The organism is Bradyrhizobium sp., from assembly GCF_035484855.1.
In the GTDB taxonomy this organism is placed as follows: Bacteria; Pseudomonadota; Alphaproteobacteria; order Rhizobiales; family Xanthobacteraceae; genus Bradyrhizobium.
Genome location: NZ_DATHOP010000190.1, coordinates 50429 through 74408, shown reverse-complemented (window position 1 = coordinate 74408; position 23980 = coordinate 50429). Strand labels below are relative to the sequence as shown.

Here is a 23980-nt window from a genome sequence, read left to right as displayed (position 1 = left end):
CAACAATGCGGTGAAAGTGACGCTCGGCCCGAAGGGCCGCAACGTCGTGCTCGACAAGTCGTTCGGCGCGCCCCGCATCACCAAGGATGGCGTCACCGTCGCCAAGGAAATCGAGCTCGAAGACAAGTTCGAGAACATGGGCGCCCAAATGGTGCGCGAAGTGGCCTCCAAGGCGGCCGACGCAGCGGGCGACGGCACCACCACCGCGACCGTGCTCGCGGCTGCGATCGTCCGCGAAGGCGCCAAGTCGGTTGCCGCCGGCATGAACCCGATGGATCTGAAGCGCGGCATCGACCTCGCGGTCGAAGCCGTCGTGGCGGATCTCGTCAAGAACTCCAAGAAGGTCACCTCGAACGAGGAAATCGCCCAGGTCGGCACCATCTCCGCCAATGGCGACGCCGAGATCGGCAAGTTCCTCTCCGACGCCATGAAGAAGGTCGGCAACGAGGGCGTCATCACGGTTGAGGAAGCCAAGTCGCTGGAGACCGAACTCGACGTCGTCGAGGGCATGCAGTTCGACCGCGGCTACATCTCGCCCTACTTCGTCACTAACGCCGACAAGATGCGCGTCGAATTCGACGACGCCTACATCCTGATCAACGAGAAGAAGCTCTCCAATCTCAACGAACTGCTGCCGCTGCTGGAAGCCGTGGTGCAGACCGGCAAGCCGCTGGTGATCGTCGCGGAAGACGTCGAAGGCGAAGCGCTTGCTACCCTCGTCGTCAACCGTCTGCGCGGCGGCCTCAAGGTTGCCGCCGTCAAGGCGCCGGGCTTCGGCGATCGCCGCAAGGCCATGCTGCAGGACATCGCGGTCCTGACCGGCGGCCAGGCGATCTCGGAAGATCTCGGCATCAAGATGGAGAACGTCACGCTCGCCATGCTCGGTAAAGCCAAGAAGGTGATGATCGACAAGGAGAACACCACCATCGTCAACGGCGCCGGCAAGAAGTCCGACATCGAGGCGCGGGTGTCGCAGATCAAGGCGCAGATCGAGGAAACCACCTCGGACTACGACCGTGAGAAGCTGCAGGAGCGTCTGGCCAAGCTTGCGGGCGGCGTCGCGGTGATCCGCGTCGGCGGCGCGACCGAGGTCGAAGTCAAGGAACGCAAGGACCGCGTCGATGACGCGATGCATGCGACCCGTGCGGCCGTCGAAGAAGGCATCGTACCGGGCGGCGGCGTCGCCTTGCTGCGCGCCTCCGAGGCGCTCAAGGGCATCCGCACCAAGAACGACGACCAGAAGACCGGCGTCGAGATCGTGCGCAAGGCGCTGTCCTGGCCGGCCCGCCAGATCGCGATCAACGCGGGCGAGGACGGCTCCGTCATCGTCGGCAAGATCCTCGAGAACAAGTCGTATAATTACGGCTTCGACTCGCAGACCGGCGAATATGGCGACCTCGTCAAGAAGGGCATCATCGACCCGACCAAGGTGGTCCGTGCGGCGATCCAGAACGCAGCCTCGGTTGCGGCACTCCTGATCACCACCGAAGCCATGGTGGCCGAACTGCCGAAGAAGAACGCCGGCGGCGGTGGCGGCATGCCTCCGGGCGGCGGCATGGGCGGCATGGATTTCTGATCCAGCCGTTCAGGCGACTGCAACAATGCAAAACCCCGGCAGCGATGCCGGGGTTTTTGTTGTCAACTTGCCGATCATCGAGGGCTGCTTTTGTCGCCAATTTTGTGGTACGATAAAGACATGAACAAACATGATATCCTAAACCGGCTCCGGGAGAACGAGCGCGCGTTGCGCGAGCGTGGCGTCACGCATGCCGCCCTGTTCGGCTCGCGGGCGCGTGGCGACAATCGCCCTGACAGCGACATCGACATCATGATCGACATCGCGCCCGAGGCCGTCCAGGACGTCTATGCCTATGTCGGCTTGAAGAATTACATCGCCGGTCTTTTTGCCGGCACGGTCGATGTCGTCGACCGCGAGGCGCTGAAATCCTACGTTCGTCCCGCCGTGACGGCAGATGCGGTTTATGCCTTCTAGGTCGTCTGGCCCGCGGAAGCGGCTGCTCGACATCCGCGACAACATCGGGCTTGCGCGCGCTTTCATCGAGGGCGTCGATTTCGACGCGTTCCGCGACAATCAGCTTCTGTTTTATGCGGTGACGCGGGCTCTGGAGATTATCTCCGAAGCGTCGCGGCGACTTCCCGATGACCTGAAGGCGCGGCACCCGGATATTCCGTGGGTCGAGATGGCCGGGGCGGGCAACGTCTACAGGCATGACTACGAAGATGTACGTCAGCGTCTGGTCTGGGGGACCGTACATAACCGGCTTCCCGCCCTGTTGGCGGCCATAGAGCAAGAGCTTGCAAAGCTCGGCGAACTTCCTTGAGAGGCACCAATGGCACGCTTGCGGACTCATCCAGGGGAAGTATTGCGGGAGGAATATCTGGTGCCGCTCGGCCTGTCGGCACGGGCGCTCGCGAAAGAACTGAACGTTCCGGCCAACCGCCTCACCGAGATCGTGCGCGGCACGCGCGATGTGTCGGCGGATACGGCGATCCGGCTGGGCCGTTATTTCGGCACCGATCCGCGCTTCTGGCTGAACCTGCAAGCCGCGTACGACCTCTCGAAAGCCGAGAAGGCCCACAGCTACAAGAAGATCGTGCCGCGCTCGGCCGCCTGACCTCAGGCCACCAGCGCCCGGCCGCCCTGCTCGTACCGGCTCTTGCGGATTTCGAAGATGACGTGCGGCGTCGCGCCGGACAGTTCGCGGGTAAACAGACCCTCGCGCTTGAGGCCGCCGATCTTGGTCATCGCGCCCTGCGAGCGCCAGTTCTGCTCGCCGACCCAGAGGATCACGGTGTCGACGAAGGTGAAGGCGTGGTCGAGCATCAGCCGCTTGACTTCGCGATTGGTGGCCCCGCCCCAAAACTTGCGGACCACGAACGTCCAGCCGATCTCGATTTCGCTGAGTTCGGGCTCATGGCCGTAATAGCGGCTGGAGCCGATCAACTCCCCGGTCGAGCGGTCGACGAATACGAACGCCATCTTCGAGGCAACCGCGCTGTCGAAATATTTTCTGAATTCGGGCTCGGTGTAGCGGTTCGACCGCGGATGCACCTTCCAGATTTCCGGATCGGAGCCGGCGGCGAACAGTTCGAACCAGTCATCGGCTGTAATCGGCCTCACGACCACCGTCGGGCCGGTCAGGGTCGGCTGAAAATCGGGCTCGGGCATGGTTTGGTGATAGCGCCGTTCGGCCTGACGGCGCAATACGTTTCGCTATTGCGCGCTCCGCCAAAGTCCCCGCCTCACTCCACCTTCGCGACCACCGCCAGCCGCTTGATGCCCTGGTTGCGGTAGGCGTTGAGGAAGGCGTTGTAATCGCGGAACGAGACGCAGCCGTTGGAATCGCCGTTGGGGCCGAGCATGAAGGTGTGCGCCAGCAGGCCGCTTCGGCCGTAGATCGCGTCCTCACCGCCGATCGGAGTGAGCCGCAGCGCCGGCACGCCGTGGAACAGCGCCTCGCGCGGCTTCAGCTCATAGATATGCGGCGGCGTCACGCCGCGCATGCGGACGCGCGCCGAACGCGGATCGTCGAGGTCGGAACCGAGGCCGGAATGCGCCTCGAGCTTGCTGCCGTCGGGCAAATAGACCGTGTGCGCGGAGATATCGTAGACCGCGGTGTCGCGATCGTAGGGCGCCGAGCCGCCGAGTGCCGGATTTTGCTCGTGGCCGATGCTGCCGGTGATGCTGGCGTCGGCTGAGGCGTAAGCCAGCAGCGAGCCGTGCGAGGGCTGCTTGCCCCAGAGTTTTTCGGTGATTGAGAGTTTTTCGCTTGACGCGATCGACATCACCGCCGCCTTGGCGCGCTGCGCCATGTCGCGGATCGAACTGCCTGACTTCGCAGGTCTGGCCTCGGCCGGAGTTGACGGCGGCGGCGGAACATTGAGCGCGACCTGCGCGGGCGGCGTGTCCTTCTGCTTCGGCGCTTCAGCCAGTTTCGGCGCGCTCACCGGCTTCGGTGCTTCCGCGAGCTTCGGCGCAGGAATTTTTTGCGCTGGCGCGGCAGCCGGCTCGGCTGGAACCGCGGACGCAACACTTTGCGGCTCGGCGGCTGCGAAGCGTTCGTTGAACTGGGTCGCGCTGATCGCGGACACCGTCGCGGGCTTTGCGATCACCGGCGGTTCGGACAACGAGGCAAACCTGTCCTTGAAATCCGGCGCCGCGCCGCGCGCGGCAACAACAGGCGGCCGCTTGACGACGGGTTCGTCGAAGCCCGCGCTGCCGAGCATCGGATAAACGCTGGCCGAGAGAATATTGGAATACACGGTCCAGCCGGAAGCGAGCACAAGACACGCGAGCGCAGCCCCGCCGAGGAGATTGTGAGAGATGGCTTTCCGGGAAGAACTTTTACGCTTCCGGGCAGCTAACGCACCGGTACTCTTACTCATACACTCTGCGCCCAGGACGGTTTCACTTTGTTCCCCTTCGAAGTGCTGCGACCGTTCAAGTTCCGGCGATGCATTTCGCAGAGACACGGAGCGTCATTAAGGCGATTTTTCGTTAAATGCAGATTAAGTGCAGAGCGATGTTGGGGTGTTCGAAATCGAGACAACTGCGCGCAAAAATTTCCGCAAATCTACGGACCGCGCGACGCATTTGTTGCCGTAAAAATGCCGGAATGTTGCGGGGTGCGCGTGTCGACGCGGCGCCATCGCCATCGTTCATGGTTAACGCGGGATGATTCGCGGGTGAATCCACCTTTCGTGTCCCGGACGCGGAGCAGTGCTACGCGCTGCACCGCAGAGCCGGGACCCATCGCACCACGGCCTGGACCCCGGATCAGCAGCGCACCACAAGAGCGGTGCGCCGCATCCGGGGCACGTAAGCCGCCCCTACTCCAGTTCCGGCGGCGGCGAGTGGTCGAGCACGTCGCCTTTGGGGCCTTCGAGCAGATCGAGCGCGTAGGTTTCGATTTTGAGTGGCCCGCGCATGCGCGGCAGTTCCGCGACCCGCTCGACGCGGGCGAAATCCTGGTTCAGATACGGCCGTCCGCCCGGCCGCGCCTCATCGACATAGAGCAGTTTTCCGGCAAGCAGCTTTGGATCGGGCTCAGGCATGTTGACCCAGCGGATGCGCTGCGTCGGCTGCACCACGCAGGTTCCTTTCGGCAGATAGAACGCGAGCCAGCTGGTGGTGCCGTAATCCGGCGCCAGTACGCAAGTGGCGCCGGTGCGAACGCGCACCGCTTCGATGCCGTCGGCCAGTTCGCGCCAGCCGACGCCGACGCTGCGCACGGTGGCGTCGCGGCGATAGCCCGACAGCCATCCGGTGTTGGCCTGCACGATCAGCAACGCGAACATCACGATGCCGACGGGCGCTGCCCAGCGCAGGCAGAAGTCGACCAGGCGCTGCGCGCGAAAACCCCATTGCGTGAGATTTGCGGCGACTGCGGCGGCGATCGCAAACGCCGGATAGACCGGCGCGAACCAGTTGGCCTCGACGCGGGCATGCAGCGAATGCCAGGTGAAATACGCCACGATGGTCCAGAACGTCGCATTGATCAGCACCCGCGCCGCCATCGCGCCGGCCTTGCGCCGCGTCAGCGCGTAGAGTCCCATCGCGCCGAGGATGAAAACCAGAGGCGTCGCGAACGCGATCTGGGTCGGGATCAACTCGCCGATGAAGCTCAGCCTGAAATCCTCGATTCGGGCGCGGCCGATCTGCTTGAGGAAGGAGACCCAGTGGTGATCGGCGTTCCAGACGATGACCGGCGAAAATACCGCAAGCGCCACGAGCCCGCCGAGATAGGGCCAGGGCGACACCAGCCAGCGCCGCAGTTTTGGTACGGCGACCAGCCAGATCAGGATCGCGGGACCGAAGAACAGCGCGGTGTATTTCGACAGTAGCGCCACCCCCACCGCGGCGCCGACCGCAAGCCACCACGCGCCGCGGCCGGTCTCCAGCACCTTGGCGAGATAGAACAGCACGAAGCTTGCGGCGACCAACAGCGGCGCGTCCGGCGTGACGACCAGCGTGCCGACCGCCGCCATCAGCGTCACGTTGAGCAGGATGGTCGCGGTCGAAGCGACGCGAACGCCGCCAAACAGGATCGAGGCCGCGCGAAACACCGCAAAGCTCATCGGCAGCGCCAGCAGGATCGACACCAGCCGCACGCCGAGTTCGGTGTCGCCGGCGATCATGGTGCCGAGCCGGATCACCAGGGCCACCATCGGCGGATGATCGTAGTAACTGAGTGCGAGATGCTTCGACCACATCCAGTAATAGGCTTCGTCGAAAGTGATCGGCGTGTAGGCGGCGGCGACCAGCCGCAGTGCCACCAGCGCCAGAACGGTCAGGGCCGTGTCGCGGACGAGCCGCCCCTCGTTCGCGCTCATTGCAGATTCTTCGGCAGCTTCATCGCTTGCGCCAGACGAACAGGCCGGACATCGCGTAATTCCAGACCACGCCCATCAGGGCGCCGGCGGCGCCCGCCAGCCACCAGATCGGCTCCTGGGCGTAGACCGAGAACGCAACGCCAACATTGGCGAGCAGGCCGACGCTGCAGACGAGATAGAACAGCAACAGCCCGCGCAGGATGGCAATGCCCTTCAGCCGCTGGTCGCGATAGGTGAGGAAATTGTTGAGGATGAAATTGCTGGTCATGGCCGAGAGCGCGCCGCAGGCCTGCGCTTCCGCAAACGGCAGATGGAGGGCTTCAAGCGCAATATACAGCGCCGAGAAATGCACCAATATCCCGAGCGAGCCGACCATCGCAAACATCAGGAAACGCAGCGACACGATGTCGTTGGTCAGCTTCGCCAGCACCAGCCCGAGAAAATCCAGCGCCACCATGGAATCGAGCTTGCTCTCGCCGTGCAGCCGCGAACCGAAGGTGAAGGGAATTTCCTTGATGCGCAGATCGCCCTGCGCCGACGCCACGATGTCGAGCAGGATCTTGAAGCCCTGCGTCGAGAGCTGCGGGGCCAGTTGTTCGAATTTATCACGGCGGATCATGAAGAAGCCGCTCATGGGATCGGCAATCTTGACCCGCAGCACGCGCTTGGCCACTTCGGTGGCGAACTGGCTGGCGCCGGCGCGCTGCCGATTAAAACTGTCGGCGCTGCCGCCTTCGATGTAGCGGCTGCCGACCACGAGATCGGCCTCGCCCGATTGCAGCAGCGCCAGCATTTTTGCCAGTTGCGTCTCGTCGTGCTGGAGATCGGCGTCGATCACGGCGGCATATGGCGCGCTTGACGCCAGAATGCCCTCGATGCAGGCCCCCGACAGGCCGCGCCGTCCGATCCGGCGGATACAGCGCACGCGGCTATCCCCGGCTGCGAGATCCCGCACCACTTCCCAGGTGCCGTCGGGGGAATTGTCGTCGACGAAGATGACTTCCCAGGCGATGCCGGAAAGCGTTGCCTCCAGCCGCCGATACAGCGTGGTGACGTTATCGCGCTCGTTGAAGGTGGGGACGACGACCGAAAGCTGAGGCGTGGCAACGGCCTGCGGCGGGTTTTCGACGCCCGGTCTGATGGCTTGGTTCATCCGGCAAGCGTATAGCCGATAGACTCGGGGGAAGCCAACGCACCATTCCAGGAAAAACGCCGCTGGGGCTGCAAAAACGGGCCAAAACAAGCCCCAAAATGCCAACGACCACGAACAGAGGGCGCGCGTACATCCGGCGCAGCCTGACTATTCAGTGGTCGTCCCAGCGCCGGAGCTATCAAGCATCGACGTCGCCGTTGGAACCTACATAGGGATGATTGGAGGGTTCCGCAAGAGGTGTTGTTGGGCGCCTTCGCCGGCAGCGCTCACTGCGGCACTTCGCGCACCACAGGCCCCCTCACCGGCGGCGCTGCCGGCTGCGCTGGCTGCTGCGCGCTCTGAGCCGGCTTTGGCGGCTTGCCGAATTGCCCGATCGGCCCAAAGACGACCGCCATCCCCAGCACCACCACAGCTATGATCGCGCCCAAAATGCTTGCTATTCGTTCCGAGTCCATCTCGATCATCCCCGGGTCTTGCCTTCGGCCGACCTTAACCGGCCTGTGTCGAGTTGCGAAGACCGACTTTGGGCCTCGCCGGTCGGCGCCTCAAGCTCGTATCCAGAGATAGAGCGCGTCCGGCTCCTTCTCCTCATTTCTGGTGCCGTCGGTTTCCTGAACCAGCGCAAACCCTCTCGCCTCGTAAAACCGGCGCGCGCGCCAGTTGCGCTGGAACGTCCAGAGCTGCAGCCGGTCGAATGCGTTTTGCGCGACTTGCAGCAGCGCGGTGCCCGCGCCCTGCCCTTGCGCCACAGGCAGAACGTAGAGCTGGTCGATCCAACCTTCCCGGAAGGCGACGATGCCGGTCATCCCGGCGTCATCGAACGCACCCCAAAGCAGGCACCCGGGGAACACGCGTTCCCGAAAAAACCAGCGATCTGCTTCGGGCGTATGCAAGCCGGCCAACGCCGGCAGCGCCTGATCGAAGGCGGCGCGATGAATCCGTGCCGCGGCGTCCATGTCATGGAGTTCGAGCCGCCGCAAGTGGGACAAGCTACTTCGCCGCCGCCTTGTGATGGATGAACGCCGTCACGACATCCTTTTGCGCGGCGGCAATGGCGTTGTTCGCCGTTGTCATATGCGCGCCGGCGTCGACGTCGGGGAATTGCCGCGACAGGAAATCCACCAGCATCACCCGGAAATTCTGCCGCTCGGACGGACAGGCACTGGCGATCAGCGCGGTGAAATCCGCACCCGACATGCCCTGGCTGCGGTTGCTGGAATATTGATCCGCCAGGCAGTTCCAGTAGGAGTCGCGTCCCGACACCGCCAGCCGGTGCGCGTCATCGATCTCGTCGGCCAATGCGGCCGAAGCCGTCATCGCCAAAACTGCCACCATGAGCGCCCGCATCGCGTTCTCCTTTTTTCGCCATCTTAAGCTCCGTGCGGCCCGATTCCAAATATCAACACGCTAGTGCCGCGCAAGTGACAGACCCGAACCGCGATTCCAGCGCAAACATGGCGGAGCCTGTGCGTTTGGTTTGACAGGGAACAACAGGGGAAAAAGATGTCCGATACAGACCAGAACATGCCGATCGGCAAGCCGGCGCGGCGAAACCGGAAGGGGGAAGCGCGGCGACAGAAATCCGAGCCGCCGCCGGGCGTGGCGACGGATCAAGCGCTGAGCGCGGAACCTGTGCGACCGCAGACCCCGGAACCGGAACAAGCCGAAGAGGCGCCGGTCGAGGCCATGGCCGCCTCGCCCGAGGCTGCCGTGATCGACCCGCCGGCTGCAGCGGAGACCGTGCGTGCGGATGCCGCCCCGATCAGCTTGCGGACCATCGCCAATGCCTATGGCGACTACACCCTGAAATCGCTGGAGGAGACCCGCTGCTTCGTCGAACGGCTCACCGGCGCACGGTCGCTGGACAAGGCGATCGAGGTGCAACGCGATTTCGCTAAACAGGCCTATGCTACCTTCGTGGCCGAGACGCAAAAGATCGGCGAACTGCACGGCGAACTCGCGAAGCAGACGCTGAAGCCGCTGGAGCGTCTGGTGGCCAGGGGAAGCAAGACGGGGCGATAGATACAGTCCGGCGACGCGCCAAGAAGGTCTGGTTTTTCGAGCCTCTTCCCCTAGGGAGGGGGCGACTGAATAGGATCAATTTTGGGGATGCAGATACCGGACTGGGAACTGTTGTCCAAGAATCAAGTTCAAACGCGGCCCTAGGCATCGCGACCCATTTTCGAAGGTTGACAAACCTTTACAGCATCCACGTCCGGATCATCTTGTTACGCATGCGGCTTCGCCGATAACGCAATCAAGACTTCGGTGCCGAGACTGACCAACAGCACCACTATAATTACCCAAACATCGAAGTTCACTTCGTCCGGCGACAGGATAATTTCGTCCCTGATCAGGGTCATGTAGGTCATCAATCCGTAAAACAGAAAGATCAAGAACAGCGGAAATATCGCTGCCGCGAGAATCGCGATCGTTTTAGTGCCGGATTCGATTGTATCCCAGAGGAACTTGGTGATGATGTTTTCCCAAAGATTTGACAGCGAAAATGCCGACATGATCATTCCGGCAAAATAGAAATCCGCGAAATGCCCGTTGGCGTAGAGCAGCCTCCCCAATTCGAACAGGCTAACGGTGTGCGGCAGGTTTCGGCTAGCGACAAAGGCTGGAAACAAGGCAACGGCGAGTGCAATGAACCACGCTGCCAGCCGCAAGACAACGCGCAATAGCCTGTGCGACGATAGCCGCTTCATTGAAGGGGGCAAAGATGAATTGGCTCCGGGCAAAGTCCCTCTATGTCGATATCCCGATAGGTGAGTCTCATGAGCTCAACAGGCATGAGTTTTGGGGGGGTGACGGTCGATGCGTCGACGATCAGCGCAGCGATTGCGTCCGGTTCGTGACGCTCTTCATCCTGTACCATCGCAATCGACCACGTCGCATTGGTGTCTATCTTGGTATACGAGTGTCCGAGGCCCCAGTAGCAAATGGATGTTTATACCACTTGTCAGTGTGGACATAAACCACAACCCGCATGTTTTGGATAATTTGGGAGTCGGCCCGCGTTAAGCCCCGCACTTGACCTCTAATGATTCCTTGCGTCGCACTTACGTAATCGATGCTGATTTTCTGACCATACGCGCAAATCGGCAACAGCATTGCACTCAAGAACGTGATCAGCACTGCCGTTCGCTTCATCGTTGCCCCCACCATGAAAGACGCGGCAGCGGGTATTCCGCCATGCTGCTGCCGCGCCGATAAAACGCGCCCGACCGGGCGAGTTCCGTAATAGCACGCCCAGGCTGTACTTGAGAAGAGCATCGCGCGCAGGGACGATGCCGTCCCCGCGCCAACTTCAAGGCTTGCCTTTGGGGCCGTCGGCCAGATGGAATGGATTGACGCCGAGCGTTGCGAAGATGAACCAGGCGGTTGTCCCGATATGCGGCCAGTCCGGATAGAGCCAGGGCAACGACTTGCCGGAGAGATAGGCTTGCTGGAAACCGGTCGTGAGCCCGCAACGGGACGCGGCCGGCAGCGCTCCGGGCACCGGCCCGTTCGTCAGCTGCGCGCCCCGCAGCCGATCCAGCACGGGCGCCACCTCGCGATCGCGCTTCAGCCAGTGCAGTGCCGCCGCGACCTGCGCGGTCCCCTCCCACCAGGCGCCGTCGCCATCGTTGCAATTGAAATCGAACGTATCGCTGCTCCCTTTCGCGGTGCAATTCTTCAAGGCCCAATCGAGTGCGCCCCGGTATTTGTCCGCCTGTCGAGTGCGGAGCACAGCCCAGGTCTGCACGTCCAGCGGAATGTTCGTTTCGTTGATCGACGTGCCGGCCGCGGTCCCCGTCCAGAAATACGGCGCGTCCGGCGCCTTGTTTTGCATGGCGTCGACGAACGACCGCGCATGCGCCGCCGCGGCCATCCAGGAGAGACCTTCGGGGGAGTCGGGTCCGGCGATCGAGGCAAGCCGCTCGAAGAGCGCTTCCAGGTCGATATTATGCTCGGTCGAACGATAGGCCTTCCGCACCTGGCCTTCGGGATTTCCCGCCGCTTTTTCAAACCCCTGAACGCCGGCCGAAAACCCTCCGAGTTCGTCGTCGACCTTGGTGTTCTCGATGATCCACTTTCCGAGTGTCCTGGCGGCGTTCAGATACGGATCCCCCGGACGCTTCGGCAGAAGCGCGTGTGCCTGCACCAAAGCAAGCGCGGCCCACGCCATGTTGCCGGTATCGGTCCCCGCGGAATTTTCATCTTCGAGATACTTTCCGACCTCACGATCGTATTTGCCGGGAATTCGCGTGGTGCCGAAATGAGGATCGATCAGTTCGCCGCTGGCGTAGGCATTACGCAGTCGCCCGTCCTTGAAGGTCCGATCGTGGCTTTGCGCTTCGATCATGGCACGGGCGATCAGCTCGGCGCGCGCGAGATCGTCCGGCCGGCCTCGCGCCAGGAACGCAAGCAGCGCCAGCGCCTGATCGTAGATTTCCGCCCTGTTGGGCAAGCCGCCATCCCGGCAGCTTCCCGGATAGTAACTCTGGATGAAGCGCGGCTGGTCGAGGGCAGGCAGATCGACCGTGACCAGATCGATGAAGAATGTGCGCGGAGCGTCGTCGCCATCGCGGCTCGATACCACGCTAAGGGCACCGATCACGGATGAAAGATCCCGACCCCTGAGATCGATCTCGTGGCGTTGCCATTTCGAAGTCAGTACGAGCGGGCCGGTCGAGACCTTTGCGAACGAATCGGCATGGGGAAGTCCGGGGTCGCGGATGCCTCCGATGGAAAACTCCGCTCGCATCTCCCGCTCGGCGCAAGTCCAGAACGACAGCTTCGTCGCGCCGGTCAGGTTCCTTCCGGGAAACTGGCCCCAGTTGCCGCCGGGGTAGAGCAAATAGATGCCGGCCCAACCTTGTCCACCCGACTGCCGCGGCCGATAGTCGATCCTCAGCGGAGCCCGACCCGTATCGGGCATCAACACATCGGAACCGGCAACGATATCGTCGACGTCACCCATTTTCCCCTCGGGATAGTAGGCGCTGAACCCCGGTTCGGAATAGATCGCTGTGGACCTGTGATACCGGTCCATCTGGGTGTCGAGAAAGACGTAGGCTGCCTCGATCGGGTCTGCTACGGCTTGCGAACCAATCGCCGGCTCGCCGTGCGACACGCAGGCGGCCACCGAGGCGTCCTGATTCTGCGATCCGGCCCAAAGCCACCGGCAAAAGAGTGCCGCGCCGCAAAGAATGACGACGATCGCTACCGCCAGCCGCGGCCTGCGCGCAAAATATCCTTTCATCGCCGTTCCCGGATGGCGCGGATTTTCCGATTCGCTCAAGGCCGTACCTTTTTGAAAGTATCTTGCAACAGTGCACCACAATTTGCGATAAATGTAACTCTGAAAATATAAATCCTAGATTGCATCTCAACTCGGCGCTTGGCGGCATACCGCAGCCTGGCAGCTGCTCGAACCTCCCGCGTTAAGTTCGCGTGCCTTGTCGCGGCCGATAATGTAGTGAATTGACGCGGGGTCGGTGCTATCCGAAAGTGCAAGGGCTGGATTTGCCGCATCACCACGAAACCCGGCAGCCTCGACTGGGACCTGATCTTTCATGCCAAAAGAATTCTCGTGCCAAGAGAAAGAGGTAGGACGTGGCTAAGCCCCAAAACAATCCTGCCAAGACCTCCAGCCATATCTATATCGGCGTCGGCGGCTGGACCTTTGCGCCGTGGCGCGGGGTGTTTTATCCGGAGAAACTGACGCAGGCGAAGGAGCTGGAATACGCCGCCTCGAAACTGACCTCGATCGAGATCAACGGCACCTATTACGGCTCGCAGAAGCCGGAGAGCTTTCGCAAATGGGCGCGCGAGGTGCCGGACGGATTTGTGTTCTCGGTGAAGGGGCCGCGCTTTGCCGTCAATCGCCGCGTGCTGGCGGAGGCCGGCGATTCCATCAAGCGGTTTTACGATTCCGGCGTGCTCGAGCTCGGCGACCGGCTCGGCCCGGCGCTCTGGCAATTCGCGCCGACCAAAAAATTCGATGAAGCGGATTTCGGCAAATTCCTCGAGCTGCTGCCGCGCAAGCTTGAAGGCAGGATGCTGCGCCACGTGGTCGAGGTGCGCAACGACAGTTTTTGCGTGCCTGACTTCATCGCACTGCTGCGAAAGTTCGAAACGCCGGTGGTGTTCGCCGAACACCACAAATATCCGGCGATTGCCGACGTCACCGGCGATTTCGTCTATGCGCGGCTGCAGAAGGGCAATGACGAGATCAAGACCTGCTATCCGCCAAAACAGCTCGATGCCTGGGCGAATCGGTTTCAAACTTGGGCCGCGGGAAGCGAACCGGACGATTTGCCGAAGGTCGACAAGGACAAGCCGAAGAAAGCCCCGCGCGACGTGTTCGCCTATGTGATCCACGAGGGCAAGGTGCGCGCGCCGGCAGGCGCGATGGAACTGATCGAACGCGTGAAATAGACTGAGGCCAGATGGCAAAGGCCAAAAAATTCTTCACCATCGGCTACGAGCAGACACCCGCCAAGTCGGTGCTCGACGAACTCGAACAGGCCGGCGTGAAGCTTCTGGTCGACGTGCGCGCGGTCGCTTCCTCGCGCCGGCCCGGCTTCTCCAAGAACCAGCTCGCCTCAAGCCTCGACGAGCGCGGCATTTCATACCTGCATCTGCGCGGCCTCGGCACGCCGAAGGATGGCCGCCTGGCCGCGCGCAGCGGGCATTTCGATACGCTGCACAGGATCTACGCCAAGCACCTGAAGACGCCGCAGGCGAGGGAAGAACTCGACGAGCTGTCGGCGCTGGTGAAGAAATCCGGACCGGTCTGCATCCTCTGCTACGAGCGCGACCACAGCCACTGCCACCGGCAGTGGATCGCCGAAATCATCGGGGAACGCGACGGAGTGAGGGTGGAGAATCTGGCGGCGAAACAAATCTGACTCGTCATTCCGGGGCGATGCGCAGCATCGAACCCGGAATCTCGAGATTCCGGGTCTGGTGCTGCGCACCATCCCGGAATGACGGCGGAACTCTTCGCGCCCGCCTCACCCCTCGCCCGCCAGCCGGAACGTGCCTTCCATCATCTCGACGCAGGCGCCCCCGACATGCGCGGAGACGACGGCGCCGTTTTCCTTGCGCACGCGGGTCAGCAGCAGGCTCGGCCGGCCCATGTCGACGCCCTGCCCGATCCGCAGCTTGAATTCGCCGTCGCGCTGAGTTGCGAGGTCGGCAAGCAGCGCCGCGGCGGCCGCGGTCGCGCTGCCCGTGGCGGGATCTTCACAAAGGCCGCTGGCGCCGGGATGAAGCATCCGCGCCTGCAGATCGAGCGGCATCTCGCTGGCCGGCACCTCGCGTGTATAGAAATAGATCGCGTCGTTGCCGTCGATCGGCAAGGTCTTTGCGAACGCCGCGGCATCCGGCTTGGCCCGCCGCAACGCATCGCGCGAGGCCAGTTCCACCATCAGAAACGGTAACCCGACCGATGCTATCTGCGGCGGGTGACGATCCGTCTTGACGTCCGATGCCGGCAGCGAAAGACAGGCCGCCGCCTGTTCCCCACTCAGCTGCGTCAACCGCTTCAGCGGCTGGGGTGCGGTCAGTTCGGCCGCGACAACGCGACCTTTCTCGGTCAGGATCTCGACCGGCACCAAGCCTGCCTTCTCCTCGAACAGCAGCCGCGCCGGCGGCGTTGCTGCCTGCGTCGCCAGCACGAAGGCGGTGCCGACATTGGGATGGCCTGCGAACGGGAGTTCGTGGCGCACGGTAAAGATTCGAACCTGCGCATCGTGCGCGGGATCCTGGGGCGGCAGCACGAAGGTGGTCTCGGAATAATTGAATTCGGTCGCTATCGCCTGCATCTGCGAGGTCGACAGCCCCTGGGCGTCCAGCACCACGGCCAGCGGATTGCCGCCGAAGGCGCGATCGGTGAAAACGTCCACGGTGACATAGCGTCGCTGCATCCAAGAGCCCCCCTATCCCAATTGCCACACCGTCATCGGCGCGTCATAGCCCCTGACCGCGACCTCGCCGAGCGAGACCGCACCGCCGCCGTCGGCGCCGAGCGCATTGCGGACCGCGCTCGACACCAGAAGCTGCGATCCGAATTCCTTGTTGAGCGCCTCCAGCCGCGAAGCAAAATTCACGGTGTCGCCGATCACGGTATATTCCTTGCGGCGCGGCGAGCCGATATTGCCGGCGACCACCTCGCCGAAATGGATGCCGATGCCGATGCGCAGCGGCCAGCCGCTGCCGGCATTGATGCCCTCCATCGCCGCCAGCATTTCCCGCGCGGCGGCAACGGCGTGCTGGGCAGCTTCGGGCGCCTCGAACGGCGCGCCGAACAGCGCCAGGAATCCGTCGCCCAGAAACTTGTTCACGATGCCGCCATGGCGGTCGAGGATTTCCACCAGCACCGCAAACGCGCCATCGAGGCGATCGACCACCTGCTGCGGCGAGCGCGACCGCGCGGCTTCGGTGAAACTGCGGAAGTCGACGAACATCACGGCGACGCGGCGGATGTCGCTGGCGGCTTCCGTGCCTTCCGCCATCAGCCGCTCCACCACCTGCGGCGAGACGTGCTGGCCGAACAGGTTGGTGACGCGATCGCGCGCGGTCGCCGCCTGGATGCTCGCGGCGAACTGCCGGCGCAACTGAAGGCCGACCGCGCCGGCGAGAATGCCTGCGATCAGCACGATCATGCTGCGCGCGCCGTGATACCAGATATCCGGCGGGGGATCGGTGGTCGGGAACGGATGATAGAACATCGCCATGCCGAACAGCTCGGCGGCGGCGACAAAGCCGGTAAAGGCCGAGAGCCAGAAATCGAGCCGCAAGGTCGAGAGGATGATGAAGATGAAATAGGCCAGCGGCATCACGAAGCCGAGCGCCTGCACCGGTCCCATGTTCTCGATATGCGCCGCGAGCGCGAGCGTCGGCAGCGAGGTTTCGATCAGCACACCGACATAGCGCCTGATCACCGAGAGGTCGCGATCGAGCTTCAGGCGCTGGCTGATGGCCCGGTGCACCCATAGTTCGAACAGCATGAAGGGGACCAGGATCCTGACCAGGTAGGTCGGACGGAAGTGGCCGCGCCAGATGTGGTTCAGCCCGTTGGGGTCGAGGATATCGACCGCCCAAAGCACGACCAGCAGAAGCATGGCGGTCGCAATCAGCGCCTTGACGCGGATGAGTTCGGTCTGCATCACCTCCCGGTTCAACGCATGCTCGAACTCGGCCGAGACCGCTGCTCCCTGCCCGCCAGGCTTACTGCGCCATATCCCCAGCATGACTCTCCCCGGTCATTCCGGGGCGATGCAAAGCATCGAACCCGGAATCTCGAGATTCCGGGTTCGCGCTGCGCGCGCCCCGGAATGACAACAACCATCCTGCCTCAATCGAGCGTTCGGCGGAAGCGCGTCACGGCGATTGTCATCGCCAGCAGCATCAGCGCGACCAGCGCGATCGTGTCATATTCCAGGTTATGCAGGATCGCGCCCTTCAGCATGATGGCGCGGACGATGCGCAGGTAATGCGTCAGCGGCAGGCCTTCGCCGATATATTGCGCCCAGACCGGCATGCCCGCGAAAGGAAACATGAAGCCACTCAACAGGATGCTGGGCAAGAAAAACATCATCGACAGCTGCATCGCCTGCAGCTGGTTCTGCACGATGGTCGAGAATGTGTAGCCGATCGCAAGATTGGTGGTGATGAACAGCGTCGACAGCAGCGCCAGCAGCATCAAGCTGCCCTGCACCGGCACCCCGAACAGCAGCACGCCGATGCCGACGATCAGGGAGGCCTGGATGAAGCCGACCAGCACGTAGGGCACGATCTTGCCGAGCATGATCTCGACCGGCTTGATCGGCATCGACAGCAGGCTTTCCATGGTGCCGCGCTCGATCTCGCGGGTCACCGACAACGCCGTGAAGATCAGCATGGTCATGGTCAGGATGGTGCCGACGAGGCCCGGTACGATGTTCAGCCGCGAGGAGCCTGCCGGATTGTAGCGCGCATGGGTGCGGATCTCGAACGGCATCGACGGCGGATCGCCGATGAACAGATCGTGCTGCAGCGCGGTCTGCACCACGGTGCCGAGCGCGCCCAGCGCCGAGCCCGCCGCCACCGGATCGGTGGCGTCGGCCGCAACCAATAGCGCGGGATGGTCGCCGCGCCGCACCGCGCGCTCAAAGCCGCGCGGGATTTCCACGCCGAACAGCACCTTGCCCGACAGCAGGAGATTGTCGAACTCCGCGACGTCGTGCACTTCGCGGGTGAACTGGAAATAGGCGGTGTTTTGCAGGGCTTTGAGGATCGATCGCGCCAGATCGGAGTCCTCCTGCAGCAGCACCGCGGTCGGCAGGTGGCGCGGCGTGGTGTTGATGGCGTAGCCGAACAGCATAAGCTGCATCACCGGGATCATCACGATCATCGCGAACGAGACGCGGTCGCGGCGCAGCTGGATGAATTCCTTGATCACCATCGCGGAACTGCGCCGCCAGAAGCCGAAGGGCCGCTCGATGCTGTCGCGGCTGTGACCGGGTATGCCGACGACGCTCATTGGAAATTATCCTTTGCGCGGGTCATCAGTTCGATGAAGACATCCTCCAGCGATGGCTCGCTGTGCTGCCAATGCAACCCGTGAGCCTCGCGCCAGGGCGCGATGGTGGATTCCAGCGCGGCCTTGTCGCGGCCAGACACGTGCAGGCTCGTGCCGAACGGCGCCACCATGTCGATGCCGGGTTGGCCCGCGAGCTCAGCGGAGAGCGCGGTGAGATGCTCGCCGGTCACGGTCCAGGTCGTCAGCGCCGATTTCGCGATCACCTCGTCCACGGTGCCGTGAACCAGGAGATGGCCATAGGCGATATAGGCGATCTCATGGCAACGCTCGGCCTCGTCCATGTAGTGGGTGGAGACCAGCACCGTCAGCCCATTGGCCGCCAGCCCGTGGATCTCATTCCAGAAATCGCGGCGCGCCTTGGGGTCGACGCCGGCGGTGGGCTCGTCCAGCAGCAGCAATTGCGGATCGGGCAAGGTGCAGGCGCCAAGCGCAAGCCGCTGCTTCCAGCCGCCGGAGAGTTCGCCAGCGAGTTGCTCTTCGCGCCCGGTCAGCCCGAGCCGCTTGATCATGTCGCTCGCGGTGCTTCGCGGATCGCGCACGCCATAGAGCCTGGCGACGAATTCCAGGTTCTCGCGCACCGACAAATCCTGGTACAGCGAAAAGCGCTGCGTCATGTAGCCGACCTGGAGCTTGATCTTGTCCGCTTCGCGCCGGATGTCGTAGCCGAGACAGGTGCCCTCGCCGCTGTCAGGCGTCAGCAGGCCGCAGAGCATGCGGATGGTGGTGGTCTTGCCGCTGCCATTGGGACCGAGGAAGCCGTAGATGGTGCCGCGCTTCACCTGCATGCTGAGGTCATGCACCACCTCGCGGCCGCCGAAGGATTTTGAGAGGCCGTGAACGTCGATGGCGATATCGTGGGCGGAAGCAGACAATCCGGTCATCGCTGGTCCGCCACCGGCGTTTTGGCGTTGAGGTAGACGCTGATCGGCTGGCCGACGCGAAGCGAATCGGGCCGCGAGGGCCGCGCCTGGATCAGGTAGACCAGCTTGTCGCGTTCATCGAGGCTGTAGATCACTGGCGGGGTGTATTCGGCCATGGTCGAGATGAAGTAGATCCTGGCGGTGAGATCGGGCGAACAATTGTCGCAGCTGACGCGCACCTCGTCGCCGATCGCAAGTTTCGGCAGCTTCGGCTCCGGGACATAGAATCGTATCTTCATGTTGCCGGGCGGCATGATCGACAGCATCGGGCGCTGCGCCGGCACGGTTTCGCCCTCGCGGAAATAGATCTGTTGCACGGCGCCGTCGACCGGCGCATAGCCGAGGCGGCGCGAAAGCCGGGTCTGCGAGGTGTTGACATGGGCTTCGGCGACGCGCAGCGCGGACAGCGCGGCGTCGAGATTGGCCTGGGTGCCGGAGCCGGTCTTGCTCAGGGAGTTGGCGCGGTCGTAGCTCTGCCTAGCGTTGGCCAGCGTTGCGTTGTTCTGGTTGAGGTCGGCCTGCTGCAGATCATCGTCAACGGAATAGAGTTGCGCGCCAGTCTTGACCTCGTCGCCCTCGCGCACATTGAGTTCGGTGACGCGGCCGGATTCGTCGGGGCTGACGAAGATCATGTCGGCCTCGACCCAGCCCTGGAAGCCCGGATCGCGCGGCGGGTTGCAGCCGGCGAGCCCTGCCGCCAGCGCCAGCGCCACGAGCGCTCGCAAAACTATTCGTGACGACATCATGCCGTCCTCCGTTCGCCAAAAATCAGATCGAGATGCACGCGCAGCATTTCGAGCGCGTCCAGCGGCGCATGCCGTTCGAACAAGCTTTTCCAGATCACGGCGACGATCGCGGGCGCCACGACAATCTGGGGAAAGCGCGCCAATTCCGGCTGACTGATCTCGCCGCGCGCAACGGCGAGTTCGATCATGGCACGCATGCCGGCAAGGCCGCGCGAAATCACTTCGCGGTAGTAGAAGTCGGCGATGCCTGGAAATCGTGGACCCTCGGCGACGATCAGGCGCACGATGTCGCCGCGCCGCGTGGAGGCGACCTCCTGGATGAAGGTCCGGGCAAAGCCCTCGAGCGTCGCGCGAACCGACGCCCCCGGCAGCGGCGGTGACGTCAGGCGGCCGATCAGCGGCACGATCGCGGTCCGGATCAGTTCCTCGAACATCGACTGCTTGTCCTTGAAATGCAGGTAGATCGTGCCCTTGGCGACGCCGGCGCCCCTGGCGATGTCGTCGAGCCTGGTCGCGGTAAAACCGCGCGCAATAAACTCGTCCAGCGCCGCTTCCATGATGGCTTGGCGCCGCTCCGCGGCGCGCGCGGCGCGGCTGGATGGCGGCGAGCCTGGTGCCACATCCGGCTTCGGCAAATGGTTCACGGCAGTCTTCCCCCCACGCCGGCGGTTGGCCGGCTTGGCGGGGGCGCCTTTGATGGTGCTGGAACCTGACATAGGTCAAATATGACTGACTGGTCAGTCAATGTCAATAAACTGACCGGACCGCATTCTCACTACGCCGTTATTTCAAATCGGAAGAAATCGGCGTTGATCCGCCGCAGGCCGCGCAAGCGGAGCGGTCGGACCCAACGAGAGCGGCAACGTCCGGACGCCACGGCCAAAAATCCGCGCCTTAGAGCTTCTTCCTGCGCTGCGCCTTCAGCCGCTCGACGATGCTGCCCAAAATGCCCTTGGGCAGGAAGATGATGAACAGCACCAGCAGCACGCCATAGACGAGATTGTCCCAGCCGACGGCGCCGGTGCCGAAGCCGATGCGCAGGACCTCGGCCAGCATGATGGTGATGACGGCGCCGACGGTCGGGCCGAGCATCATATAGAGGCCGCCGACGATGGCGGCGAAAACCATCTGCAGCGACACCGCAATGCCGCTCACCGTGTCGGGCGAGATGAACATCTGGTACTGGCAGTAGAGCGCGCCGGACAGCGCCGTCATCAGCGCCGAGATCACCGTGATCTTGAGCTTTTCCCAGGTAACGTTGACGCCGGCGGCGGCTGCGGCATCCTCGTCCTCGGAGATCGCCTCCAGCGCATAGCGATCCATGCTGCGGTCGACCCAGCGCCAGATCAAGAGGCCCGCCGCCCACACCGCGAGCGCAATCAGGTACCAGGTGGTCTTGTCGTCAAACTGCAGCGCCAGCAGATGGCTGCCCCTGGTGCGGTCGGGCGTGTAGCCGAGCGAGCCGCCGGTATAGTCGCGCGTCGCGGTGATGACCTGCAATACGATGCCCGACAGGGCCAGCGTGACCAGCACGAAATAGTGCCCGGTGATGCGGAAACGGAAGCACGGATAGGCCACGATCACCGCGAGCAAGGCGGCGGCCGCCATCGCGACGGGAATTCCGAGCCACGGCGATATGCCAAGATGATTCCACAACAGCGCCGTCACATAGGCGCCCACCCCCATGAAGCCGCCATGGCCGAGCGAGACCAGGCCGAAGCGGCCCATCATCGACCATGAGGTATAGGCGAACGACCAGATCAGGATCAGGATCAGGATGTGCAGGTGATAGGGATCGCGATAGACGAACGGCAGCGCGATCAGCGCGACACCCGCGATCCCCTGGGCAAGCCGGCGTGCGGTCACGAACGCCTCGCCAATAGCCCGGCGGGCCGGATGAACATCATCACGATGAAGAAGGCGAAGGCCAGCACGTAGCCCCATTCCAGATCGGAGAACAGCCCGCCGAGCGAGATGATCTCGGCGAACACGAAGGCTGCGACAAAACCGCCGACGAAATTGCCGAGCCCGCCCAGCACGCAGATCAGGAAGGTGATCGGTCCGAACGACAGGCCGACGAACGGATGCACGTCGTATTGCAGCACCAGCAGGCAGGAGGCGAGCCCGGCGAGCCCGCCGCCGATCGCCGAGGTGATGAGATAGATGCGGCGGGTATCGACGCCCATCAGCGCCATGATCTGGCGATCCTGCGAGATGGCGCGGATGGCGGTGCCGAGAAAGGTCCGCTTCATGAACAGGAACACCAGCACCATGCCGATCAGCGCTGCGGCGAACGACAGCAGGCGTGCGTAGCTCAAATGCATGTCCATGAACTGCAGTACCGGCAGCCGGATGCCCAGATTGCGGAAATCGATGCCGAAGGCGACGGTGGCAAAGCTCTGCAGCACGAACAGCACGCCGCCGGTGGCGAGCAGCTGGTTGATCGGCGGCGCCGACAGCAATGGCGCGATTACCAAGAGATGCAGCAGCGCGCCGAGCGCTGCGACCAAAAGGATCGTCAGCGGTGCGGCGGCGTAATAGGGCAGTCCAAAGTACTGCACCAGATAATACATGCCGTACATGCCGATCATGACGAGTTCGGCGTAGCAGATCCAGGTCACGTCGATGACGCCGAAGATCAGGTTCAAGCCGAGCGCCAGCAGCGCCAGCACGCCGCCGAGCAGGATGCCGTTCACGACGGCCTCGAGCAGGTAGATATCGAAAATATCGAAAAATCCCGTCATCGTCTCACCTAGACTCCAAGATAGGCTTGCCGGATCGTGTCGTTTTGCAGCATGTCGGTCGAACTGCCCGAGGCCCGGATGGTGCCAGCCTCGAGCAGATAGGCACGGTCCACCACGCGCAGCACTTGCTGCACGTTCTGTTCGACGATCAGCACGGTCAGGCCGTTGCCGCGGATTCGCTTCACCAGTTCGAACACCTGCTGGACCACGACCGGCGCAAGCCCCGCGGAGGGCTCGTCGAGCAGCAGCAATTTCGGGTCCGACATCAGCGCGCGGCCGATCGCGCACATCTGCTGCTCGCCGCCCGACATGGTGCCGGCGAGCTGGTTGCGGCGTTCCTTCATGCGCGGGAACAGATCGAACACGAAGTCGAGCCGCTCGGCGTAGCGGGCGCGCGCTTCCGGCATGAAGGCGCCCATCTTGAGATTGTCGGTAACCGAAAGCCGCGGAAACAGCCGGCGGTTTTCCGGCACATGCGCGATCCCGAGACTGACGATGCGATGCTCCGGGGTCTTCAGGATGTCGACGCCTTCCATCGATATCGTGCCGGCGCGCGGCCGGATCAGGCCGGAGATCACCCGCATCAAGGTGGTCTTGCCGGCGCCGTTGGGGCCGATCACGCCGACCGCCTCGCCCGCCCTGACGTCGAGGTCGACGCCGAACAGCGCCTGAAAGGTCCCGTAACCCGCGTCGATCGATCTCATCTGAAGCATGCGATGGCTCCGCTATCGCCGCGCTTCGGCGGCGGCGGCTTGGGTCGCATGGGCGTCGGTGCCGAGATAGACCTCGACCACCCGCGGATCGCTCGACACCTCGCGCGGCAAGCCTTCCGAAATTTTTTCACCGTGATCCAGCACCATCACGCGGTCGACCACGCGCATCAACACCCCCATGATGTGCTCGACCCAGATGATGGTGATGCCGAGTTCGTCGCGAATCTTGCGCAGCATGTCGGCGGCCTGGTCCATTTCGGTCTCGTCGAGGCCGCCGAGACTTTCGTCAGCGAGCAAAAGTTTCGGACCCGTCGCGAGCGCCTTCGCAAGCTCCAGCTTCTTGAGGCCGGCGGCGCCGAGGCCGTCGACGCTTGCCCGGCGATCCGCCGGCAGGCCGACCATGCCAAGTGCCTTCTCCGCGGCCTCCTCGGCCCTGGCGCGGCTGTGCCGGCCCTGCCCGAAATAGCCGGCCAGCGCCACGTTCTCGAACATCGTCAGCCGGTGGAATGGACGGGGGATCTGGAAGGTGCGGCCGATGCCGCCATTGATGATGCGATAAGGCGGAAGGCCCGCGATCTCCGCCCCCGCAAAGCGGATCGAACCGGCCGACGGCGAAAGCGTGCCGGAGAGCATGTTGAAGATCGTGCTCTTGCCCGAACCGTTCGGGCCGATCAGGCCGAGAATCTCGCCCTGATCGACCTTGAACGATACCTTGTTGACGGCCGTAAAGCCGCCAAACCGCTTGACCAGCCCCTCAACCACCAGCACGAC

General features: G+C 63.3%; 26 protein-coding genes. 7 read left to right on the top strand and 19 right to left on the bottom strand.

Annotated features, from left to right (window positions below; all coding sequences use genetic code 11):
• The 4 genes from groL to VK804_RS21775 form a co-directional block, all read left to right on the top strand.
• Positions 1–1576, top strand: a 1576-nt coding sequence (gene groL / locus VK804_RS21790; protein ID WP_325374071.1) for a chaperonin GroEL, incomplete at its 5' end; no start/stop codon positions are given.
• A 120-nt stretch (positions 1577–1696) separates the two neighbouring features.
• Positions 1697–1993 carry a nucleotidyltransferase family protein gene (locus VK804_RS21785; protein ID WP_325374070.1) on the top strand — a complete coding sequence of 99 codons (297 nt, stop codon included), beginning with the start codon at positions 1697–1699 and terminating at the stop codon, positions 1991–1993.
• A complete protein-coding gene (locus VK804_RS21780; RefSeq protein ID WP_325374068.1) occupies positions 1974–2342 on the top strand; it encodes a DUF86 domain-containing protein in 369 nt (122 codons plus the stop codon). The genes VK804_RS21785 and VK804_RS21780 overlap by 20 nt, the downstream gene beginning before the upstream one ends.
• A gap of 9 nt (positions 2343–2351) precedes the next feature.
• Entirely contained in the window at positions 2352–2636 is a 285-nt protein-coding gene (locus VK804_RS21775; RefSeq protein WP_325374066.1) for a HigA family addiction module antitoxin, read from the top strand.
• 2 nt (positions 2637–2638) lie between these two features.
• On the opposite strand, the gene VK804_RS21770 is transcribed toward VK804_RS21775, so the two are convergent.
• The 7 genes from VK804_RS21770 to VK804_RS21740 all read right to left on the bottom strand — a co-directional run bounded on the left by VK804_RS21770 (position 2639) and on the right by VK804_RS21740 (position 8854).
• Positions 2639–3226, bottom strand: a complete 588-nt coding sequence (locus tag VK804_RS21770; RefSeq protein ID WP_325374065.1) for a GNAT family N-acetyltransferase — start codon at positions 3224–3226, stop codon at positions 2639–2641.
• Positions 3227–3264: 38 nt separating this feature from the next.
• Positions 3265–4407: a DUF2778 domain-containing protein gene (locus tag VK804_RS21765; protein ID WP_325374062.1), complete on the bottom strand. Its 1143-nt coding sequence runs from the start codon at positions 4405–4407 to the stop codon at positions 3265–3267.
• Positions 4408–4851: 444 nt separating this feature from the next.
• Positions 4852–6354, bottom strand: a complete 1503-nt coding sequence (locus VK804_RS21760; protein WP_325374061.1) for a glycosyltransferase family 39 protein — start codon at positions 6352–6354, stop codon at positions 4852–4854.
• A gap of 19 nt (positions 6355–6373) precedes the next feature.
• Positions 6374–7507 carry a glycosyltransferase family 2 protein gene (locus tag VK804_RS21755; protein WP_325374059.1) on the bottom strand — a complete coding sequence of 378 codons (1134 nt, stop codon included), beginning with the start codon at positions 7505–7507 and terminating at the stop codon, positions 6374–6376.
• 266 nt (positions 7508–7773) lie between these two features.
• Positions 7774–7962 carry a hypothetical protein gene (locus VK804_RS21750; protein WP_325374057.1) on the bottom strand — a complete coding sequence of 63 codons (189 nt, stop codon included), beginning with the start codon at positions 7960–7962 and terminating at the stop codon, positions 7774–7776.
• Positions 7963–8052: 90 nt separating this feature from the next.
• Positions 8053–8463, bottom strand: a complete 411-nt coding sequence (locus tag VK804_RS21745; protein WP_325374083.1) for a GNAT family N-acetyltransferase — start codon at positions 8461–8463, stop codon at positions 8053–8055.
• 34 nt (positions 8464–8497) lie between these two features.
• Complete coding sequence (locus VK804_RS21740) at positions 8498–8854, bottom strand: hypothetical protein (RefSeq protein ID WP_325374055.1); 357 nt, start codon at positions 8852–8854, stop codon at positions 8498–8500.
• Between the two features lie 156 nt (positions 8855–9010).
• Here VK804_RS21740 and VK804_RS21735 point away from each other — a divergent pair, with 156 nt between their 5' ends.
• Complete coding sequence (locus VK804_RS21735; protein WP_325374053.1) at positions 9011–9529, top strand: phasin family protein; 519 nt, start codon at positions 9011–9013, stop codon at positions 9527–9529.
• Positions 9530–9735: 206 nt separating this feature from the next.
• Here VK804_RS21735 and VK804_RS21730 read toward each other — a convergent pair whose 3' ends face one another.
• Together VK804_RS21730 and VK804_RS21725 are read right to left on the bottom strand one after the other, a co-directional pair.
• The gene (locus VK804_RS21730) at positions 9736–10179 is read right to left on the bottom strand and encodes a hypothetical protein (protein ID WP_325374051.1); all 444 of its coding nucleotides are present in this window, start codon (positions 10177–10179) and stop codon (positions 9736–9738) included.
• 641 nt (positions 10180–10820) lie between these two features.
• The gene (locus VK804_RS21725; RefSeq protein ID WP_325374049.1) at positions 10821–12758 is read right to left on the bottom strand and encodes a hypothetical protein; all 1938 of its coding nucleotides are present in this window, start codon (positions 12756–12758) and stop codon (positions 10821–10823) included.
• 353 nt (positions 12759–13111) lie between these two features.
• Between VK804_RS21725 and VK804_RS21720 the strand changes: the two genes are divergently transcribed.
• Together VK804_RS21720 and VK804_RS21715 are read left to right on the top strand one after the other, a co-directional pair.
• Positions 13112–13936, top strand: coding sequence for a DUF72 domain-containing protein (locus tag VK804_RS21720; protein WP_325374047.1), 825 nt, complete (start codon positions 13112–13114; stop codon positions 13934–13936).
• Positions 13937–13947: 11 nt separating this feature from the next.
• Positions 13948–14409, top strand: a complete 462-nt coding sequence (locus VK804_RS21715; protein WP_325374045.1) for a DUF488 domain-containing protein — start codon at positions 13948–13950, stop codon at positions 14407–14409.
• Between the two features lie 105 nt (positions 14410–14514).
• Here the strand turns inward: VK804_RS21715 and VK804_RS21710 are convergent, their stop codons facing one another.
• The 10 genes from VK804_RS21710 to VK804_RS21665 form a co-directional block, all read right to left on the bottom strand.
• Entirely contained in the window at positions 14515–15429 is a 915-nt protein-coding gene (locus VK804_RS21710; RefSeq protein ID WP_325374043.1) for a PhzF family phenazine biosynthesis protein, read from the bottom strand.
• Between the two features lie 12 nt (positions 15430–15441).
• Positions 15442–16755 carry an adenylate/guanylate cyclase domain-containing protein gene (locus tag VK804_RS21705; RefSeq protein ID WP_325374041.1) on the bottom strand — a complete coding sequence of 438 codons (1314 nt, stop codon included), beginning with the start codon at positions 16753–16755 and terminating at the stop codon, positions 15442–15444.
• 104 nt (positions 16756–16859) lie between these two features.
• Positions 16860–18026 carry an ABC transporter permease gene (locus tag VK804_RS21700; protein ID WP_325374039.1) on the bottom strand — a complete coding sequence of 389 codons (1167 nt, stop codon included), beginning with the start codon at positions 18024–18026 and terminating at the stop codon, positions 16860–16862.
• Entirely contained in the window at positions 18023–18967 is a 945-nt protein-coding gene (locus tag VK804_RS21695; RefSeq protein ID WP_325374037.1) for an ABC transporter ATP-binding protein, read from the bottom strand. Before VK804_RS21695 ends, VK804_RS21700 begins: the two co-directional genes overlap by 4 nt.
• A complete protein-coding gene (locus VK804_RS21690; RefSeq protein ID WP_414642829.1) occupies positions 18964–19749 on the bottom strand; it encodes an HlyD family secretion protein in 786 nt (261 codons plus the stop codon). Before VK804_RS21690 ends, VK804_RS21695 begins: the two co-directional genes overlap by 4 nt.
• Positions 19749–20468 (bottom strand): TetR/AcrR family transcriptional regulator, encoded by a 720-nt coding sequence (locus VK804_RS21685; RefSeq protein ID WP_414642827.1) that lies wholly within the window; start codon positions 20466–20468, stop codon positions 19749–19751. Before VK804_RS21685 ends, VK804_RS21690 begins: the two co-directional genes overlap by 1 nt.
• A gap of 178 nt (positions 20469–20646) precedes the next feature.
• Positions 20647–21618, bottom strand: a complete 972-nt coding sequence (locus VK804_RS21680) for a branched-chain amino acid ABC transporter permease (RefSeq protein WP_325374033.1) — start codon at positions 21616–21618, stop codon at positions 20647–20649.
• Positions 21615–22496, bottom strand: coding sequence for a branched-chain amino acid ABC transporter permease (locus VK804_RS21675; protein ID WP_325374031.1), 882 nt, complete (start codon positions 22494–22496; stop codon positions 21615–21617). Before VK804_RS21675 ends, VK804_RS21680 begins: the two co-directional genes overlap by 4 nt.
• An 8-nt stretch (positions 22497–22504) precedes the next feature.
• Complete coding sequence (locus VK804_RS21670; RefSeq protein WP_325374029.1) at positions 22505–23209, bottom strand: ABC transporter ATP-binding protein; 705 nt, start codon at positions 23207–23209, stop codon at positions 22505–22507.
• Positions 23210–23221: 12 nt separating this feature from the next.
• Positions 23222–23977, bottom strand: coding sequence for an ABC transporter ATP-binding protein (locus tag VK804_RS21665; RefSeq protein ID WP_325374028.1), 756 nt, complete (start codon positions 23975–23977; stop codon positions 23222–23224).
• Positions 23978–23980 lie beyond the last annotated feature (3 nt).

What these genes read in the sequence shown, in the direction of transcription:
- VK804_RS21760 (WP_325374061.1), bottom strand. Translation starts at nt 6,354, where the DNA reads ATGAGCGCGAACGAGGGGCGGCTCGTCCGCGACACGGCCCTGACCGTT.
- VK804_RS21775 (WP_325374066.1), top strand. Translation starts at nt 2,352, where the DNA reads ATGGCACGCTTGCGGACTCATCCAGGGGAAGTATTGCGGGAGGAATAT.
- VK804_RS21675 (WP_325374031.1), bottom strand. Translation starts at nt 22,496, where the DNA reads ATGACGGGATTTTTCGATATTTTCGATATCTACCTGCTCGAGGCCGTC.
- VK804_RS21690 (WP_414642829.1), bottom strand. Translation starts at nt 19,749, where the DNA reads ATGTCGTCACGAATAGTTTTGCGAGCGCTCGTGGCGCTGGCGCTGGCG.
- VK804_RS21700 (WP_325374039.1), bottom strand. Translation starts at nt 18,026, where the DNA reads ATGAGCGTCGTCGGCATACCCGGTCACAGCCGCGACAGCATCGAGCGG.
- VK804_RS21715 (WP_325374045.1), top strand. Translation starts at nt 13,948, where the DNA reads ATGGCAAAGGCCAAAAAATTCTTCACCATCGGCTACGAGCAGACACCC.
- VK804_RS21670 (WP_325374029.1), bottom strand. Translation starts at nt 23,209, where the DNA reads ATGCTTCAGATGAGATCGATCGACGCGGGTTACGGGACCTTTCAGGCG.
- VK804_RS21725 (WP_325374049.1), bottom strand. Translation starts at nt 12,758, where the DNA reads ATGAAAGGATATTTTGCGCGCAGGCCGCGGCTGGCGGTAGCGATCGTC.
- VK804_RS21710 (WP_325374043.1), bottom strand. Translation starts at nt 15,429, where the DNA reads ATGCAGCGACGCTATGTCACCGTGGACGTTTTCACCGATCGCGCCTTC.
- VK804_RS21780 (WP_325374068.1), top strand. Translation starts at nt 1,974, where the DNA reads ATGCGGTTTATGCCTTCTAGGTCGTCTGGCCCGCGGAAGCGGCTGCTC.
- VK804_RS21765 (WP_325374062.1), bottom strand. Translation starts at nt 4,407, where the DNA reads ATGAGTAAGAGTACCGGTGCGTTAGCTGCCCGGAAGCGTAAAAGTTCT.
- VK804_RS21745 (WP_325374083.1), bottom strand. Translation starts at nt 8,463, where the DNA reads ATGGACGCCGCGGCACGGATTCATCGCGCCGCCTTCGATCAGGCGCTG.
- VK804_RS21685 (WP_414642827.1), bottom strand. Translation starts at nt 20,468, where the DNA reads ATGTCAGGTTCCAGCACCATCAAAGGCGCCCCCGCCAAGCCGGCCAAC.
- VK804_RS21735 (WP_325374053.1), top strand. Translation starts at nt 9,011, where the DNA reads ATGTCCGATACAGACCAGAACATGCCGATCGGCAAGCCGGCGCGGCGA.
- VK804_RS21740 (WP_325374055.1), bottom strand. Translation starts at nt 8,854, where the DNA reads ATGCGGGCGCTCATGGTGGCAGTTTTGGCGATGACGGCTTCGGCCGCA.
- VK804_RS21695 (WP_325374037.1), bottom strand. Translation starts at nt 18,967, where the DNA reads ATGACCGGATTGTCTGCTTCCGCCCACGATATCGCCATCGACGTTCAC.
- VK804_RS21785 (WP_325374070.1), top strand. Translation starts at nt 1,697, where the DNA reads ATGAACAAACATGATATCCTAAACCGGCTCCGGGAGAACGAGCGCGCG.
- VK804_RS21705 (WP_325374041.1), bottom strand. Translation starts at nt 16,755, where the DNA reads ATGCTGGGGATATGGCGCAGTAAGCCTGGCGGGCAGGGAGCAGCGGTC.
- VK804_RS21750 (WP_325374057.1), bottom strand. Translation starts at nt 7,962, where the DNA reads ATGGACTCGGAACGAATAGCAAGCATTTTGGGCGCGATCATAGCTGTG.
- VK804_RS21755 (WP_325374059.1), bottom strand. Translation starts at nt 7,507, where the DNA reads ATGAACCAAGCCATCAGACCGGGCGTCGAAAACCCGCCGCAGGCCGTT.